The organism is Luteimonas sp. A482 (assembly GCF_054072655.1).
In genome coordinates this window covers 153,038-169,360 of record NZ_JBSVRO010000007.1, presented here as the reverse complement: position 1 = coordinate 169,360, position 16,323 = coordinate 153,038, and the positions used below count along the sequence as shown (strand labels likewise).

8 protein-coding genes and 1 pseudogene are annotated in these 16,323 nt (G+C 68.0%); 8 read left to right on the top strand and 1 reads right to left on the bottom strand.

Translation table 11 applies throughout. The annotated features are described in order from the left end of the window. Nucleotides 1-278: 278 nt before the first annotated feature. The gene (locus tag ACW5DW_RS16320) at nucleotides 279-593 is read left to right on the top strand and encodes a hypothetical protein (RefSeq protein ID WP_457020334.1); all 315 of its coding nucleotides are present in this window, start codon (nucleotides 279-281) and stop codon (nucleotides 591-593) included. A 1-nt stretch (nucleotide 594) separates the two neighbouring features. On the opposite strand, the pseudogene ACW5DW_RS16315 reads toward ACW5DW_RS16320, so the two are convergent. Continuing rightward, a pseudogene (locus tag ACW5DW_RS16315) lies at nucleotides 595-1,140 on the bottom strand (IS30 family transposase); the annotation flags it as partial. Between the two features lie 226 nt (nucleotides 1,141-1,366). Here ACW5DW_RS16315 and ACW5DW_RS16310 point away from each other — a divergent pair. From ACW5DW_RS16310 to ACW5DW_RS16280, 7 genes are all read left to right on the top strand, one after another. Further along, nucleotides 1,367-3,601, top strand: coding sequence for a cellulase (locus ACW5DW_RS16310; RefSeq protein WP_457020343.1), 2,235 nt, complete (start codon nucleotides 1,367-1,369; stop codon nucleotides 3,599-3,601). Between the two features lie 116 nt (nucleotides 3,602-3,717). Further along, nucleotides 3,718-5,571 (top strand): sialate O-acetylesterase, encoded by a 1,854-nt coding sequence (locus ACW5DW_RS16305; protein WP_457020342.1) that lies wholly within the window; start codon nucleotides 3,718-3,720, stop codon nucleotides 5,569-5,571. A gap of 149 nt (nucleotides 5,572-5,720) precedes the next feature. Next, entirely contained in the window at nucleotides 5,721-7,400 is a 1,680-nt protein-coding gene (locus tag ACW5DW_RS16300) for a DUF5597 domain-containing protein (RefSeq protein ID WP_457020333.1), read from the top strand. 4 nt (nucleotides 7,401-7,404) lie between these two features. Then, nucleotides 7,405-10,263 carry a TIM-barrel domain-containing protein gene (locus tag ACW5DW_RS16295; protein ID WP_457020332.1) on the top strand — a complete coding sequence of 953 codons (2,859 nt, stop codon included), beginning with the start codon at nucleotides 7,405-7,407 and terminating at the stop codon, nucleotides 10,261-10,263. Nucleotides 10,264-10,282: 19 nt separating this feature from the next. Continuing rightward, nucleotides 10,283-12,727 carry a glycoside hydrolase family 95 protein gene (locus ACW5DW_RS16290; RefSeq protein WP_457020331.1) on the top strand — a complete coding sequence of 815 codons (2,445 nt, stop codon included), beginning with the start codon at nucleotides 10,283-10,285 and terminating at the stop codon, nucleotides 12,725-12,727. 299 nt (nucleotides 12,728-13,026) lie between these two features. Next, nucleotides 13,027-14,439 carry a sugar porter family MFS transporter gene (locus ACW5DW_RS16285; protein ID WP_457020329.1) on the top strand — a complete coding sequence of 471 codons (1,413 nt, stop codon included), beginning with the start codon at nucleotides 13,027-13,029 and terminating at the stop codon, nucleotides 14,437-14,439. A 149-nt stretch (nucleotides 14,440-14,588) separates the two neighbouring features. Beyond that, on the top strand, nucleotides 14,589-16,151 hold the full coding sequence (locus tag ACW5DW_RS16280) for a sodium/sugar symporter (RefSeq protein ID WP_457020340.1): 1,563 nt from the start codon (nucleotides 14,589-14,591) through the stop codon (nucleotides 16,149-16,151). The last annotated feature ends 172 nt before the right edge of the window (nucleotides 16,152-16,323 follow it).

Genomic DNA, 16,323 nt, shown 5'->3' with positions numbered 1-16,323 from the left:
CGCAGGGCGCGAGATCCGGCGTGCGGCCCCTGCTGAATTACGGTGGTCTGACACCGAGGCGTTATCGGGCGCGCACGTCGGGCTCTCGGCGCCTACGGTAGGGGAAACTCAAGACATAAGGCGTTAGCGCCCATCGGGGGACAGCGATGATTCGGATAGCCTCTTTGTTTGCCTTGGGATTCATTTCGCTCCAATGCTTCGCTAGCGATTCTGTCAGCTACGCCCAAATGGCTAGAGCCAGTTGGAGCTCTTTTGAGTGCTCAACCCTTGCATCGAAGATGTGGCAACCTGCCGAGCAAGAGCGTCTGTTCAACTTTGGTTACGCGCAAGGGCGAGAGTTCATCTCTGCGCTAGAGGCAGGAAAGATCAAACGCGAAGATCTATCATCGCATGCGCCAGTGGGTGCCCTCCTGCTACTGGAGGGTCCCAGCGCGGATTTCATCCTCGGTCGAATCTACGCGGCTGCAGAGGAGAATGCTCTGAAAGATGTCTATCGGACAGATGAGGTTTTCAACTCCGAGGCCACACAGGAACTGATTGCGTTCAACAAGTTCACGCGCAGCAACTGCCAACTTATCGGCAATGGGCGGTGAATTAACACCCCAAGTGCACCACCCCTGAGATCGCGCTGAGCCTTTCGATGGGTGTCTGGTAGCCATACCGCTTCCTCGGTCTTGTGTTGAGTTTGTGGACGACACGGTCGCAGTCGCGTTGCCGTACGCGTGCGAGGCTCTTTCGTTTGGGGAAGTATTGGCGCAACAGGCCGTTGAAGTTCTCGTTGCTGCCGCGTTCCCAAGGCCGGTGCGGATAGGCGAAGTAGCAGCGTACACCGGTCGTTTCTTCGAGCACCTTGTAGCCATGGAACTCGGTGCCGTTGTCCCAGGTGATGGTCTTGAAGGGCAGGCCGCTGTCGCGGATAAGCTCCAGGACGGCGCGGTTGACGGCGGTAACGGTGCGGTGGCGCAGCTTCTTGACCAAGCTCATCCCTGAGCTACGGTCGACAAGGGTCAGGAGACAGTCGCGTTCGCCTGCGGCGCCCATGACGGTGTCGCCTTCCCAGTGGCCGGGCTCCTTGCGCAGCTCAACGGCTTCGGGCCGGGTGTCGATCATGGGTTTGCCCTGCAGGCGACCGCGTGTTTCCAGCGGTGAATTAACACCCCAAGTGCGACAGCAGTGTCCCTATTCCCTGTGTCCCTGTCCTTAGTAGCCGCCGAGCGGGCGAGCCGTTCGAGCATCGCCGTCCTGTTTTACGCCGCGCCGCAGCATTCCCGCATGCTATAGGCCCGGCCGATTTCTTCATTGGTATGGAATTGCTCGCCCGCCTATCCTCCGCAGTTGGACCGGCGAGGGTGGGGTGCTGGACGCAATGGGCTTCGGGGCGGGACGTTCAAGGCGAGAGAGCGGCGCCCTGGCTTGGGCGACGCTGGCGCTGATCTGCCTGTGCACACTCTCCGGGGTGCTGCAGGCGCAGGCGGACGGCTATCGCTGGCGCAACGTCGCGATTGGCGGCGGCGGATTCGTCAGCGGACTGGTGTTCCATCCGGCCGAGGCGGGCCTGTTGTATGCGCGCACCGACATTGGCGGTGCGTATCGCTGGGAATCTGCGAGGCGGCGCTGGATGCCACTGCTCGACTGGATGGGCGAGGACGACCGCGGGCGTTTGGGTATCGAAAGTCTGGCGCTGGATCCTTCCGATCCGGACCGGCTCTACCTCGCCGTTGGCACCTACCTGCACGAGCGCGGCGCCGACGGTGAGATCCTGCGTTCGCACGATCGTGGCGCAACGTTCCAACGCGCCGCGCTGCCATTCAAGCTGGGCGGCAACGAGCAGGGCCGCGGCAACGGCGAGCGGCTGGCGGTGGATCCGAACGACGGCCGCGTGCTGTTGCTGGGCACGCGCGCGCATGGGCTGTGGCGCAGCGATGACGGTGGCGCGCGCTGGGCGGAAATGCCCGGGTTCCCGGCCATCGCGAAATCCAGGTCCGCCTGGGCGAAGGGCTGGCGCGACGAGGTGCCGATCGGCATCGCGTTCGTGGTGTTCGACCCGGCCAGTGCAACGCAGGGGACGCCGTCGCGCACGATCTATGCGGGTGTTTCGACGCGGGAAACCGCGCTCTATCGCTCCGATGACGCTGGCCGCAGCTGGCAGGCCGTGCCGGGCCAGCCCGTTGGCCTGCGGCCCAGCCACATGGTGCGCGACGCGCGCGGGCGCTGGCTGCTGAGCTATGGCGACGAGCCCGGGCCCAACCACATGGCCGATGGCGCGGTGTATCGCTTCGATCCGGCCGACGGCAGCTGGGCCGACATCACGCCGCTGCCGCGCACGCCGGGCGTGGCCAGCGGGTTCGGCTGGGGCGCGGTGGCGGTGGACGCGCGCGATCCGGACGTGATCGTGGCCACGACGTTCCGCCGCTATCGGCCGCATGACGAGCTGTTCCGCAGCACCGACGGTGGCCGCAGTTGGGTCGCGACGTTCGAGCGCTCGCGTTTCGATCACGCCAGCGCGCCGTGGACAACGGATGCGACGCCGCACTGGATGGCCGACGTGGAGATCGATCCGCACGATCCGGACCGGATCTGGTTCGTCACCGGCTACGGCGCCTGGTCCTCGCGCAACGCGCGCGCGTTCGATGCCGGCGACGTGCTGCTGTGGGAATTCCCGCAGGCCGGATTCGAGGAAACGGTGCCGCTGGCGCTGGCGAGTCCGCCGCAGGGCGCGCACCTGGTCAGCGGGCTGGGTGATGTCGACGGTTTCGTGCACGACGATCTGGACGTGTCGCAGCAGCGCTTTGCCGGGGTGCGCTTCTCCAACACCGAGAGCCTTGCGTTCGCGGGACAGGCGCCACAGCGCATGGTGCGCAGCGGCCACTTCCACAACCGACCCGAGGGTGCGGTGCGTGGCGCGTGGTCTGGCGATGGCGGCCGCAGCTGGACCGCGTTCGCCAGCGAGCCGCCCGAGGGCGAAGGCGCGGGACACATTGCCCTGTCGGCCGATGGCGCGCGCGTGATCTGGCATCCGCGCGGCGCCGAGCATCACTGGTTGAGCGACAACGCCGGCGCCCGCTGGCAGAAGGTGCGTGGCCTGCCGCGCGGCGCGGTGGTGGAGGCGGACCGCGTGGAATCGGCCATCTACTACGGGTTCGACGCGACCAGCGGAACGCTCTACGTCAGCGGCGACGGGGGCGTGTCGTTCGAGGCGGTGCGGGCGAAAGTGGGCGAGGTCGGCGACTGGTTCCGGGCCGAGATCCGGCCGCATCCGGCGCGCAGCGGCGAGGCCTGGGTGGCGGCGTCGTGGCGCGGCCTGCTGCACTGGTCGCCGGGCAAGCTCGTGCGCCTGCCGGGCGTGGACGATGCGCGTTCGGTCGGGCTTGGCGCGCCGGCGCGCGAGGGCGAGCCGCCCGTGCTGTTCGTGCACGGGCAGGTCGAGGGTGCGCCGGGCCTGTTCCGCTCCGACGACGGCGGCCGCAGCTGGCGTCGCATCGATCACGACGCCATGCGCTTTGGCGGCATCATGCGTCACGTCACGGGCGATCCCCGCCTGCACGGCCGCGTCTACTTCGGTACCGAGGGACGCGGCATCTGGTATGGAGATCCGCAATGAATCATTCGTCCACATCGTCTGCTCCGGTCTGCAATTGCCACCGCCTGCCGCGGCTGCTGTGCGCGGGCGCGCTGGCACTGCTGGCCGCCAGCGTGCAGGCAGTCGAACTGCCGCGCATGTTCTCCGACGGCATGGTGCTGCAGCGCGGGCAACCGGTTCCGGTCTGGGGTTATGCGGAGCCGGGTGCGCGCGTCGAAGTCGCCTTCGATGGCGCCAGCGTCCACACCAGTGCCGACGGCAACGGCGCGTGGCGCGTAGAGCTTCCGGCGCGCGAGGCGGGTGGGCCGTTCGTCCTGCGCATCGACGATGGCAAGGCGCCGGTCGAGCTGCGCGACGTACTGGTGGGCGACGTGTGGCTGGCCTCGGGACAGTCGAACATGGAGTGGCCGATCTCGCAGTCCGCGGATGCCGAAACCGAGATTGCACGCGCCACTGATCCGCTGATCCGCCACTTCAAGGTTCCGAAGTCCTGGGCGGGCCTGCCGCAGTGGCAGCTGGCCGGCGGCGACTGGATCGCATCGACGCCTGAAGCGGCTGGCGACTTCTCGGCGATCGCACACTTCTTCGCGCGCGAGCTGCGCGCGTCCGAAGGCGTGCCGATCGGCATCATCGACAGCACCTGGGGCGGCAGCAGCATCGAGGCGTGGATGGATGCCGGCACCCAGGGCATCGACGGCGACGGGCTGGTGGAGCTGGCGCGCCGGATGAAGGAGGAAGACGAGCGCGCGCTCGCGCAGTCGCGCGCACAGGTGGCGCGGTGGCAGCTGCCGGCCGACGACAGCGCGTGGCATGCCGCGGGCCTGGATACTTCCGGGTGGGACGACATGGCCGTGCCGGGCCTGTGGGAAGCAGCCGGCTGGAACGGCATGGATGGCGTGGCCTGGTACCGCACCACGTTCACCCTGGATGCGGAGCAGGCGCGGCGCGGACTGACCATCGGCGTTGGCCGCATCGACGACAGCGACACCACATGGGTCAACGGCGTCGAGGTCGGGCAGACGCAGTTGCAGTACGACCTGCCGCGTGTGTACGCGGTACCGGCGGCGGCGCTACGCGCCGGCGTGAACGAGATCGCGGTGCGCGTCACCGACAACGGCGGCGGTGGCGGCATCCATGGGCCGGCGCAGGAACTGTTCGTGCAGCCGGAGGGCGGCGCACGCCTTGCGCTGGCAGGCACGTGGAAGTTCCGCCCCGCCGAGGTCACCGCGCTTGCGCTCGACGACAACAAGAACCAGCAGCCGACGCTGCTGTACAACGCGATGATCCGTCCGCTGCAGCCGTTTCCGGTACGCGGCGTGATCTGGTACCAGGGCGAGTCCAACGCCGGCAGCGTCGAGCAGGCGATGGCGTACCGGGTGCAGTTCCCGGCGATGATCCGCCAGTGGCGCAAGCAGTGGAATGCCCCGGAACTGCCGTTCCTGTGGGTGCAGCTGGCCAGCTGGCATTCGGGCGGGGACCAGGGTGATACGAGTCCATGGGCGGTGCTGCGTGAATCGCAGACCGCAACGCTGTCGCTGCCGGCAACGGCGCAGGCGGTGGCGATCGACATCGGCGATCTCGCCGACATCCATCCCAAGAACAAGCAGGACGCCGGCAAGCGGCTCGCGCTGGCGGCGCGGCATGTGGCCTACGGTGAGGCGGTGGTGCATTCGGGGCCGGTGTTCACCGGTGCGACCTTCGATGGTGGCGCGGCGACGCTGGTGTTCGAGGGCAACGGCAACGGCGAGGCTGGCCGCAGCGGGCTGACCGTGCGCGGCGGTGGCGTGCTGCAGGGCTTCCGGCTGGCCGGCGCGGATCGCATGTTCCATCCGGCCAGCGCGACCATTGACGGCGAGCACGTCGTGGTGCGGAGCGAGGCGGTGCAGGCGCCGGTCGCGGTGCGTTATGCGTGGCAGGACGCGCCGGTCGACGCAAATCTGGTCGGCGCCAGCGGGCTGCCGGCATCGCCCTTCAGGAGTGACGAATGGTGACTGCGCTGCGACGCATGACGCAAGGCTTGGCAGTTTGGCTCCTTCCCCCGCGTGCGGGGGAAGGCCGGGATGGGGGCGGGCCCGTCGCGTCGGAGCGTGCCCCCACCCAACCCTCCCCCGCACGCGGGGGAGGGCTCCAAGCGTTGCGGATGACCGGGCTGGCAAGCCTGCTTGCGCTTGCGGCCTGCCAGCCGACTGCTGAAAACAAGGGCGCTGCCGTCGCGACCGATACCGTGACCCCGAATCCGGCCTTGGAGGCCGGCGAGCGCCCGATCCCGCGCTTTGAAAGCCGCGACGGCAAGCACGCCCTGATCGTCGACGGCGCACCGTTCCTGATCCTTGGCGGCCAGGCGCACAACTCCAGCAACTATCCCGACCCGCTCAAACAGGTGTGGCCCGCGCTGGAGGACCTCGGTGCCAACACGCTGTCGATCTCGGTCGCCTGGGAGCAGGTCGAACCCGAGGAAGGGAAGTTCGACTTTTCCTTCGTCGACCACCTGCTGCAGCAGGCGCGCGAGCACGACAAGCGGCTGGTCCTGCTGTGGTTCGCGACCTGGAAGAACAACGGGCCCAACTACGCGCCACGCTGGGTCAAGCTCGACAACGCGCGCTTCCCGCGCGTGGTGCGCGAGGATGGCGTGGTGCTCAACTCGCTCTCGCCGCATGCGCAGGCGACGCTCGACGCCGACCGAAAGGCTTTTGCCGCGCTGATGCGCCACCTGAGGCAGGCCGATCCGCAGCGCACGGTGATCCTCGTGCAGCCGCAGAACGAGCCGGGCACCTACGGCGGCGTGCGCGACTTCTCGCCGCTGGCCCAGCAGGCGTTCGACGGCGCGGTCCCGGAACCGCTGCTCAGGCATCTCGGCAAGTCCCCCGGCACCTGGCGCGAAGTGTTCGGTGGCGACGCCGACGAGACCTTCCACGCCTGGCATATCGCGCACTACATCAACGAGGTCGCGAAGGCGGGCAAGGCCGAGTACCCGCTGCCGATGTACGTCAATGCCGCGCTGCGCGGTCCGTTCAATCCGGGTCAGCCGGGCCAGTACGCCAGCGGCGGTCCGACCGACAACATGCTCGACGTCTACAAGGCCGCCGCGCCGGACATCGACCTGCTCGCGCCCGACATCTACATGCCCGAGTACGTCAACTACACCACCGTGCTCGAGCGCTATGCGCGGCCCGACAACGCGCTGTTCGTGGCCGAGACCGGCAACTCCGCGGCGTATGCACGCTATCTGTTCCCCGCGCTTGGCCATGACGGAATCGGCTGGGTACCGTTCGGCATGGACTACACGCCCTATGGCAACTTTCCGCTGGGCGTGAAGCGCACCACGCCGGACACCATCAAGCCGTTCGCGCTCGGTTTCGCCCTGGTCAACCAGGGCATGCGCGAGTTCGCGAAGGCATCGTCCGAAGGCCGCCTGCACGGGGTCGCCGAGCAGGCCGGCGTGCCGGAGCAGACCATCCGCCTCAACGACCGCTGGAACGCAACGATCGGCTACGGCATGCCGCACTTCTGGTTCGTAGGCGACGTGCCGGGTAACCCCGAACCGATCGGCGGCGCGCTGATCGCCGAACTCGGTCCGGACGAGTTCCTGGTCACCGGCATGCATGCACGGGTGACCATCCATCCTTCGGCCCAGGGCGAAGCGCTGATCTACGACCGCGTCGAGGAGGGCCGCTACGTCGATGGCGCCTGGCAGTTCCAGCGCAACTGGAACGGCGACCAGACCGACTACGGCCTGAACTTTTCCGACGCAGTGCAACTGCTGCGCGTGACCCTTGCGACCTACCGCACCACTTCCGACGTCGACCCCCAGGAGGACTGACGCCATGACCCGACTTTCCCGTTTCCCGCGCCTGCTTGCCCTGCCCGTGGCCATGGCCCTGGCCGGCTGCGGCGCGCAGGCCGCCACCAGCTGGGAGCGCGTCGACGATGGCCTCGTCGTGCGCCCGCTCGCCGACGGCGCCGCCGACGTGCGCCTGCAGGTGGTGTCCGACCGCATCATCCGCGTCACCGCCGACCCGGACGGCGATTTCGAGCGCTCCAGGAGCCTGATGCGCGTGGAGCGCGAAGGCGCGGCGCCGACCTTCGAAGCCAGCGAAGCGGACGGCAAACTGCGCGTCGTTGCCGCCGGCATCTCGGCCGAAGTCTCGTTGGCCGACGGCCGCGTGGCCTTCTTCGATGCCGCCGGCAAGCCGCTGGTGTCGGAAGTGGCGGGCGGCCGCAGCTTCGAGGCCACCGAGTTCGACGGCACGCCCTACTACAGCATCCGCCAGCGCTTCGAGTCGAACGACGACGAGGGCCTGTACGGCACCGGCCTGCACCAGCAGGGCTGGATGAACCTCAAGGGCCGCGACGTCGAGCTGTTCCAGCACAACATCGACAATGCGATCCCGTACCTCTCGTCCAGTCGCAACTACGGCATCCTCTGGGACAACAACTCGATCACGCGCTATGGCGATCCGCGTGGCCTGCGGCAGATCGGGGAGGCGGTCACGCTGTACGACAAGGACGGCAATGAGGGCGCGCTGACCGCGACCTACTCGATCGACGGCGAGGTCAAGCTCACGCGACGCGAGGGCAAGATCGACTATCAGTTCATCTCCGGGCTGGAGGACTTCCCCGACGAGGGCAAGAACCTCGCGCCGGGCGGCCGCAGCGACGTGCTCTGGGAAGGGCAGATCGAGGCCAGGAGCGACGGCCGCCACAGCTTCTCGCTCTACAACAGCGAGTACGCCAAGCTTTACGTCGACGGCAAGCTGGTGATCGACCGCTGGCGCCAGAACTGGAACCCCTGGCACCACGAGTTCGCGCTCGACCTCAAGGCCGGCCAGAAGCACGACCTGCGCATCGAGTGGGATCGCATCGAGCCGGCCTACATCGCGCTGCAGGGGCGCGACCCGCTGCCGGCGGCGGAGGCGCAGGACCTGTCAATCTGGTCCGAGGCCGCGCAGGTGATCGACTACTACGTGGTCGCCGCGGACGACGCCGACGGCGTGATCGCCGGCTACCGCGAACTCACCGGCAAGGCGGTGCTGCTGCCGAAGTGGTCGTACGGCTTCTGGCAGAGTCGCGAACGCTACAAGACGCAAGCCGAGCTCACCGACGCGCTGGACGAGTACCGCCGCCGCAAGCTGCCGATCGACGCGATCGTGCTCGACTGGTCGTACTGGCCCGAGAACGCATGGGGTTCGCACGATTTCGATCCGAAGAACTTCCCGGACCCGGACGGCATGGTCGATCACGTGCACGCGCAGAACGCGCAGGTGATGATCTCGGTGTGGCCGAAGTTCTATCCGACCACCGAGCACTACAAGGAGCTCGACGCGGCCGGCTACATGTACAAGCGCAATGTCGAGGTCGGCGAGCTGGACTGGATCGGCAAGGGCTACCTCAACTCGTTCTACGATCCGTTCACGCGTGAGGCGCAGGACATCTTCTGGCGCCAGGTCAACACCAAGCTCAACAGCAAGGGCTTCGACGCCTGGTGGCTGGATGCGTCCGAGCCGGACCTGCACAGCAACATCGACACCGGCGAGCGCAAGGCGCGCACGATGCCGAACGCACTGGGTTCGTCGACCGAGTACTTCAACGCCTACCCGCTGCCGCATTCGGAAGGCGTGTATCGCGGATCGCGCGAGGTCGAGCCGGACAAGCGCGTGTTCATCCTGTCGCGCGCGTTCTTCGCGGGTCAGCAGCGCGCCGGCGCGGCGTTCTGGAGCGGCGACATCGTGCCGCGCTGGGAGGATTATCGCGAGCAGATCTCGGGCCTGGTCAACGCCTCGATGGCGGGCGCGCCAAACGTCAGCTTCGACATCGGCGGCTTCTCGCCCGAGCGGCGCTACGAGCAGAAGGACCCGGCGCACCTGCCCGAATGGCGCGAGCTGAGCCTGCGCTGGTTCCAGCATGGGGCATTCGTGCCGATCTTCCGCGTGCACGGCCAGTTCCCCTACCGCGAGATCTGGGAGATCGCGCCCGAGGGCACGCCGCATTACGACAGCTTCGTGCACTACCTCAAGCTGCGCTACACCCTGCTGCCCTACATCTACACGCTCGCCGGCGACACCTGGCACCAGGACGGCAGCATCCTGCGCGGGCTGGCGATGGACTTCCCGGGCGATGCGAAAGCGCGCGACATCGCCGACCAGTACCTGTTCGGACCGGCCTTCCTGGTCGCGCCGGTGACGGAGTTCAAGGCCACCAGCCGCGAGGTCTACCTGCCGGCGGGTACGCAGTGGATCGACTTCGAGACCGGCAAGCGCTTCGATGGCGGGCAGACGATCACCGCCGACGCGCCACTGCAGCGCATGCCGCTGTTCGTGCGCGCCGGGTCGATCGTGCCGCGCACGGTGGTGCAGCAGTACGTCGACGAAAAGCCCGATGCGCCGCTGACGATCGAGGTCTACACCGGCGCCGACGGCAGCTTCTCGCTGTACGAGGACAACGGCCGCAGCTATGGCTACGAGCGCGGCGAGTCGGCGCGCATTCCGCTGGCGTGGGATGAGAAGAAGGGCGAGCTGTCGATCGGCGCGCGCGAGGGCGAGTATCCCGGCATGCAGGTCACGCGCGAGGTCCGCGTGCGCTTCGTCGACGGTCCGCGCGGCGACAACGGCGCGCTGGAGCCTGCCGCCGACGTGACCGTGCGCTACGACGGCGCGGCGCAGGTGGTCGGGCGTCCGGCGAAATGACGGATCGCGGCGCACGCGCATGAGCTTCGATCCACGTCGCCGGGAGGCGCTGAAGGTCGCCGCGCTCGCCGCGGTGGCAGGCGGTGCAGGCGCTGTCGGCCTGGCGCAGGCTGCGCCTGCTGGCGCCAATGCCGGCACGCGTGCGGCCGCGTCGACCGTCGGCGGGGCCGCGTCGTCCGCGACCGGCCCTGCGGGCGAGGCCCGGGACGCGCTGCGCCTGTGGTATCCGCGTCCGGCCACGCAATGGGTCGAGGCCATGCCGCTGGGCAATGGACGGCTCGGCGCCATGGTCTGGGGCGGCGGCAAGCACGAGCGCATCCAGCTCAACGAGGACACGCTCTACGCCGGCGGGCCCTACGATCCGACGCCGCCGGGCGCGCTGGCCGCGCTGCCGGAGGTGCGGCGGCTGCTGTTCGCCGGTCGCTACGCCGAGGCCGAGGCGCTGGCCAACGCGAAGATGATGGGGCAGCCCATCAAGCAGATGCCCTACCAGCCGCTGGGCGACCTGGTGCTCGATTTCTTCGAAATCTCCGAGACCAACGGCTACCGGCGCGAACTCGACCTCGATACCGCGCTGGCAAGCTCGACCTTCGAGGCGCGCGGCCTGCAGCATCGTCGCGACGTACTCGTCTCGCCGGTGGACCAGTGCGTGGCGGTGCGCCTGTCGGGCGACAAGCCCGGGCGCATTTCGTTGCGCATCGGGCTGGCCAGCGACCAGCCCTCGGCGCAGGTTGAATCCGATGGCGACGCCAGCCTGCTCATGCGCGGCCGCAACGAAGCCGCGTTCGGCGTCGAAGGCCGCCTGCGCTTCGCCGCGCGCCTGCGCGTGTTGCCGCTGGGCGGCACCTTGCGGCGACAGGGCGATCGCATCGAGGTGCGCGATGCCGACGAGGTCCTGCTGCTGCTCACGGCGGCCACCAGCTTCCGGCGCCACGACGACGTATCCGGCGATCCGGACGCGATCACCCGCGACCAGCTCGCGCGCGCGGCCGCGCGCAGCTGGCAGGCGCTGCTCGATGACCATGTCGCTGCGCACCGCTTATTGTTCCGGCGCGTGTCGATCGACCTGGGCCGCACGCCGGCCGACGTTTCCGCGCTGCCCACCGACGAGCGCGTCGCCCGTTTCGCAGACGGGCACGACCCGCAGCTGGCTGCGCTGTACCACCAGTTCGGCCGCTATCTGCTGATCGCCAGCTCGCGCGCGGGATCGCAGCCGGCCAACCTGCAGGGCATCTGGAACGACCTGATGCAGCCGCCGTGGGAAAGCAAGTACACGATCAACATCAACACCCAGATGAACTACTGGCCCAGCGAGGCCAACGCGCTGGCCGAGTGCGTCGAACCGCTGGAGCGCATGGTCTTCGAGCTGGCCGAATCCGGCGCCCGCACCGCGCGCGCGATGTACGACGCGCCCGGCTGGGTCGCCCATCACAACACCGACCTGTGGCGCGCCACCGCACCGATCGACGGCGCGCAGTGGGGCCTGTGGCCGCTGGGTGGCGCCTGGCTTCTGCAGCAGCTGTGGGACCGCTGGGATTACGGCCGTGACCTCGCCTACCTGCGCCGCGTGTATCCGTTGTTCAAGGGCGCGGCCGAGTTCTTCGCCGCCACCCTGGTCGAGGATCCAAACACCGGCACGATGGTCACCGCCCCCTCGATTTCGCCGGAAAACGTGCATCCGCACGGTGCCGCGCTGTGCGCCGGCCCGTCGATGGACGCGCAGATCCTGCGCGACCTGTTCGGCCAGTGCATCGAGGCGGCGCAACTGCTCGACGCGGACGCGGATTTCGCGGCGCAGCTGGCCGGGCTGCGCGACCGCCTGCCGCCGCATCGCATCGGCAAGGCGGGGCAGCTGCAGGAATGGCAGCAGGACTGGGACATGGACGCGCCCGAGATCGACCACCGCCACGTCTCGCACCTGTACGCGCTGCATCCCTCCAGCCAGGTCAATCCGCGCGATACGCCGCAGCTCGCGGCCGCCGCGCGCCGTTCGCTCGAGATCCGCGGCGATGAGGCCACGGGCTGGGGCATCGGCTGGCGGCTCAACCTCTGGGCGCGGCTGCGCGATGGCGCACGCGCGATGAAGATCCTGCGCATGCTGCTGAGTCCGTCGCGCACCTATCCCAACCTGTTCGACGCGCATCCGCCGTTCCAGATCGATGGCAACTTCGGCGGCACCGCCGGCATCACCGAGATGCTGGTGCAGAGCTGGGGTGGCAGGATCTTCCTGCTGCCGGCACTGCCGGAGGAGTGGCCTGCGGGCGAGCTGCGCGGGCTGCGCGTGCGCAATGCCGCGCGCCTGGACCTGGCCTGGCGTGACGGCGCGCTGCACAGCGCCACCCTGCACAGCGACCGCGGCGGCGAGTACCGCGTGGACTATCGCGGCCGCGAACTGACGCTGACGCTTGCCGCAGGCGAGTCGGCGCTATTGCGGGCAGGTCGCGGCGGGCTGGTGCGCGCATGATCCAATCGAAGCTTCACCAGTCGGTTTCCACCGCAACGGATTCTCTACGAAATGCTGCAGTGCAGGAACGCTCCGGGCGGTGTCTCGGGATACCCTACCGCGCTGGATGACAGCGCAGTCATCCAGTCCTGCCGTGGTCTCTGCGCAAGCGGTGGATCCGGCGCCATCCGTGAGGTCGGGCGGATGGCGTCTATGACGGGATCGGTTGCATGGCGTGCCCGTCTTCGCGGGAATGCCGGTGGATTCAAGCCGGCAGTGGTCAGGCAAAGAGACAAATGCATATCCCGGGGAGGGAGTACATGAGCAGTCCCAACGCATCAGGTGAGAACACACGTTTCATCATCCTGATCAGTCTGGTCGCCACCATCGGCGGCTTCCTGTTCGGCTACGACAGCGGCGTGATCAACGGCACGGTCGACGGCATCACCGCCGCCTTCGATTCCGATGCAGCGGTCACCGGTTTCAACGTGGCCTCGATGCTGCTGGGCTGCGCGATCGGCGCCTGGTTCGCCGGCACACTGGCCGACCGCTACGGCCGGCGCACGATGCTGCTGTGGTCGGCGGTGTTCTTCATCGTCTCGGCCTGGGGCTCGGGCATCGCCACCTCCTCGGCGGAGTTCGTGGTCTACCGCGTGATCGGCGGTTTCGCGGTGGGCGCGGCCAGCGTGATGTCGCCGGCCTACATCGCCGAAGTCGCGCCGGCGCGCTATCGCGGGCGGTTGGCGACGGTGCAGCAGATCGCGATCATTTCCGGCCTGTTCGCCTCGTTCCTCAGCAACTACCTGCTCGCGCGCATGGCGACCTCGTCGATGGCCGAACTGTGGCTGGGCTACGAGGCCTGGCGCTGGATGTTCTGGGCCGAGCTGTTGCCGGCGTTCCTGTTCCTGTTCATGCTGTTCTTCATCCCGGAAAGCCCGCGCTACCTGGTCGCACGCGGCCTGCGCGAGCGCGCGAGCAAGGTGCTGGCGCGGCTCTACGGCGCGGTCCAGGGCGAGCGCAAGCTGGGTGAGATCGAAGGCTCGCTGGCCACCGATCACCATCGCCCGCGGCTGTCGGACCTGATCAGCAAGACGACGGGCAAGATCCGGCCGATCGTCTGGATCGGCGTGGGCCTGGCGACGTTCCAGCAACTGGTCGGCATCAACGTGGTGTTCTACTACGGCGCGGTGCTGTGGCAGGCGGTGGGCTTCTCCGAAAGCGACGCGCTGCTGATCAACGTGCTGTCGGGCGCGCTCAGCATCGGTGCCTGCATCGTGACCGTGCTGCTGATCGACAAGGTGGGCCGCAAGCCGCTGCTGTGGATCGGCTCGGTCGGCATGGCCATCACCCTGGGCCTGGTGACCTTCGCCTTCGCCACAGGCGGGGTCGATGCGGCGGGCAAGCTGCAGCTCACCGATTCGATGGGCCTGCTGGCGCTGATCGCGGCCAATGCCTACGTGGTGTTCTTCAACATGTCCTGGGGTCCGGTGATGTGGGTGATGCTGGGCGAGATGTTCCCCAACCAGATCCGCGGCTCGGGCCTGGCGGTGGCGGGTCTGGCGCAGTGGACCGCGAACTTCCTGATCACCTGGACCTTCCCGATGATGCTGGCCGGCATTGGCCTGGCCGCGGCCTACGGCATCTACACGGTGATGGCGGTGCTCTCGGTGTTCTTCGTGTTCAAGTTCGTGTACGAGACCAAGGGTCGCGAGCTGGAGCAGATGGAAGGCTGAGGCCTGCATCCGGTCGCCGCCACGGCAGGCGGCGACCGGCTTCGATGGCAGAAGCAAGTACGTGATTCCCGCGCTCGCGGGAGTGATGCGTCGCTGACGATGACGACGTGGCCCGACACCTGGTGTCGCTGCCACACCTGGAGCGTGCAATGCAGTTGTCGAGCCTCGATATCGGCATCGTGCTGGCCTACCTGGCCGGCGTGTTCGTGCTGGCGCAGTGGGTGTCACGCGAGAAGGCGGGGCACAGCAAGAACGCACAGGACTACTTCCTCGCCAGCAAGTCGCTGCCCTGGTGGGCGATCGGTGCCTCGCTGATCGCGGCCAACATCTCGGCCGAGCAGATCATCGGCATGTCCGGCTCGGGCTACGCGATCGGCCTGGCCATCGCGTCGTACGAGTGGATGGCGGCGGCGACGCTGCTGATCGTCGGCAAGTGGTTCCTGCCGGTGTTCCTGCGCAACGGCATCTACACCATGCCGCAGTTCCTCGAGCAGCGTTACGGCACCCGCATCCGCACGGTGATGGCGGTGTTCTGGCTGGGCCTGTACGTGTTCGTCAACATCACCTCGATCCTGTGGCTGGGCGCGATCGCGGTCAGCCAGGTCACCGGCATGGACCAGATGCTGGCGGTGGTGCTGATCGGCGTGTTCGCGCTGGCCTACCAGCTCTACGGCGGGCTCAAGGCCGTCGCGCTGACCGACATCGTGCAGGTCACCCTGCTGGTGCTGGGTGGCCTGCTGGTGGCCGGGCTCACGCTGGACCAGCTGGGCGAAGGCAATGGCATCGTGGCCGGCTTCAACCGCCTGTGGGCCGAACATCCCGGCCACTTCGAGATGATCCTCGACAAGGACAACCCGTTCTACAAGGACCTGCCCGGCATCAGCGTGCTGATCGGCGGCATGTGGATCATGAACATCAGCTACTGGGGCTTCAACCAGTACATCATCCAGCGCGCACTGGCCGCCAAGGACATCCATGAGGCGCAGAAGGGCGTGCTGTTCGCTGCCTTCCTCAAGCTGCTGATGCCGGTGATCGTGGTGCTGCCGGGCATCGCCGCGGTCACGCTGGCGTCGGATATCTCGCGCCCCGACGAGGCCTACCCGACGATGATGCGGCTGTTGCCGACCGGCATCCTCGGCCTGGTCTTCGCGGCGCTGGTGGCGGCGATCGTTGCCTCGCTGGCCTCGAAGATCAATTCGGTGGCGACGATCTTCACCCTGGATTTCTACGCCAAGCGCGCGCCCCAGGCCGACCAGCAGCGGCTGGTGCGCGTGGGCCGCATCGCTGCCGCGGTGGCGGTGCTGCTCGGCATCCTCACCGCCAAGCCGCTGCTGGGCAGCTTCGACCAGGCCTTCCAGTACATCCAGGAATACACCGGCTTCTTCACCCCGGGCATCGTGGTGATCTTCGTGCTGGGCCTGTTCTGGAAGCGCGCCAACGAGGCCGGCGCGCTGGCTGCGGCGATCGGCTCGTTTGCGCTGTCGGTGGTGCTCAAGCTGGCGTGGCCGTCGCTGCCGTTCATCGACCGCGTCGGCCTGGTGTTCCTGCTGGCGCTGGCGCTGGCGGTGGTGGTGTCGCTCATGACCCGGCACGCACCGGAGAAGGACATCATCCAGACGCGCGACGTGGACTACCGCACCAGCGGCGCGTTCAATGTCGGCGCACTCGCCGTGGTGGCGATCCTGGTCGCGCTGTACGCACTGTTCTGGTAGCCGGTCTTCGCCGCTGCGGATGCAGCGGACAGGGCAGGCGCGCGGCCGACTGCGCCGCGCGGGTTCCCGGCGCCTGGCACATCGGCGATGACCCGGCTGCAGTACGATCGCGGCCGCACTTGATCCAGGTCAGACAGCGCGCCGTCGGCGGCCTGCATCATCCCGCGCTGCA

Coding starts and splice junctions, on each gene's coding strand:
- ACW5DW_RS16320 (WP_457020334.1), top strand. CDS start 279: ATGTGGCAACCTGCCGAGCAAGAGCGTCTGTTCAACTTTGGTTACGCG.
- ACW5DW_RS16310 (WP_457020343.1), top strand. CDS start 1,367: ATGGGCTTCGGGGCGGGACGTTCAAGGCGAGAGAGCGGCGCCCTGGCT.
- ACW5DW_RS16305 (WP_457020342.1), top strand. CDS start 3,718: ATGTTCTCCGACGGCATGGTGCTGCAGCGCGGGCAACCGGTTCCGGTC.
- ACW5DW_RS16300 (WP_457020333.1), top strand. CDS start 5,721: ATGACCGGGCTGGCAAGCCTGCTTGCGCTTGCGGCCTGCCAGCCGACT.
- ACW5DW_RS16295 (WP_457020332.1), top strand. CDS start 7,405: ATGACCCGACTTTCCCGTTTCCCGCGCCTGCTTGCCCTGCCCGTGGCC.
- ACW5DW_RS16290 (WP_457020331.1), top strand. CDS start 10,283: ATGAGCTTCGATCCACGTCGCCGGGAGGCGCTGAAGGTCGCCGCGCTC.
- ACW5DW_RS16285 (WP_457020329.1), top strand. CDS start 13,027: ATGAGCAGTCCCAACGCATCAGGTGAGAACACACGTTTCATCATCCTG.
- ACW5DW_RS16280 (WP_457020340.1), top strand. CDS start 14,589: ATGCAGTTGTCGAGCCTCGATATCGGCATCGTGCTGGCCTACCTGGCC.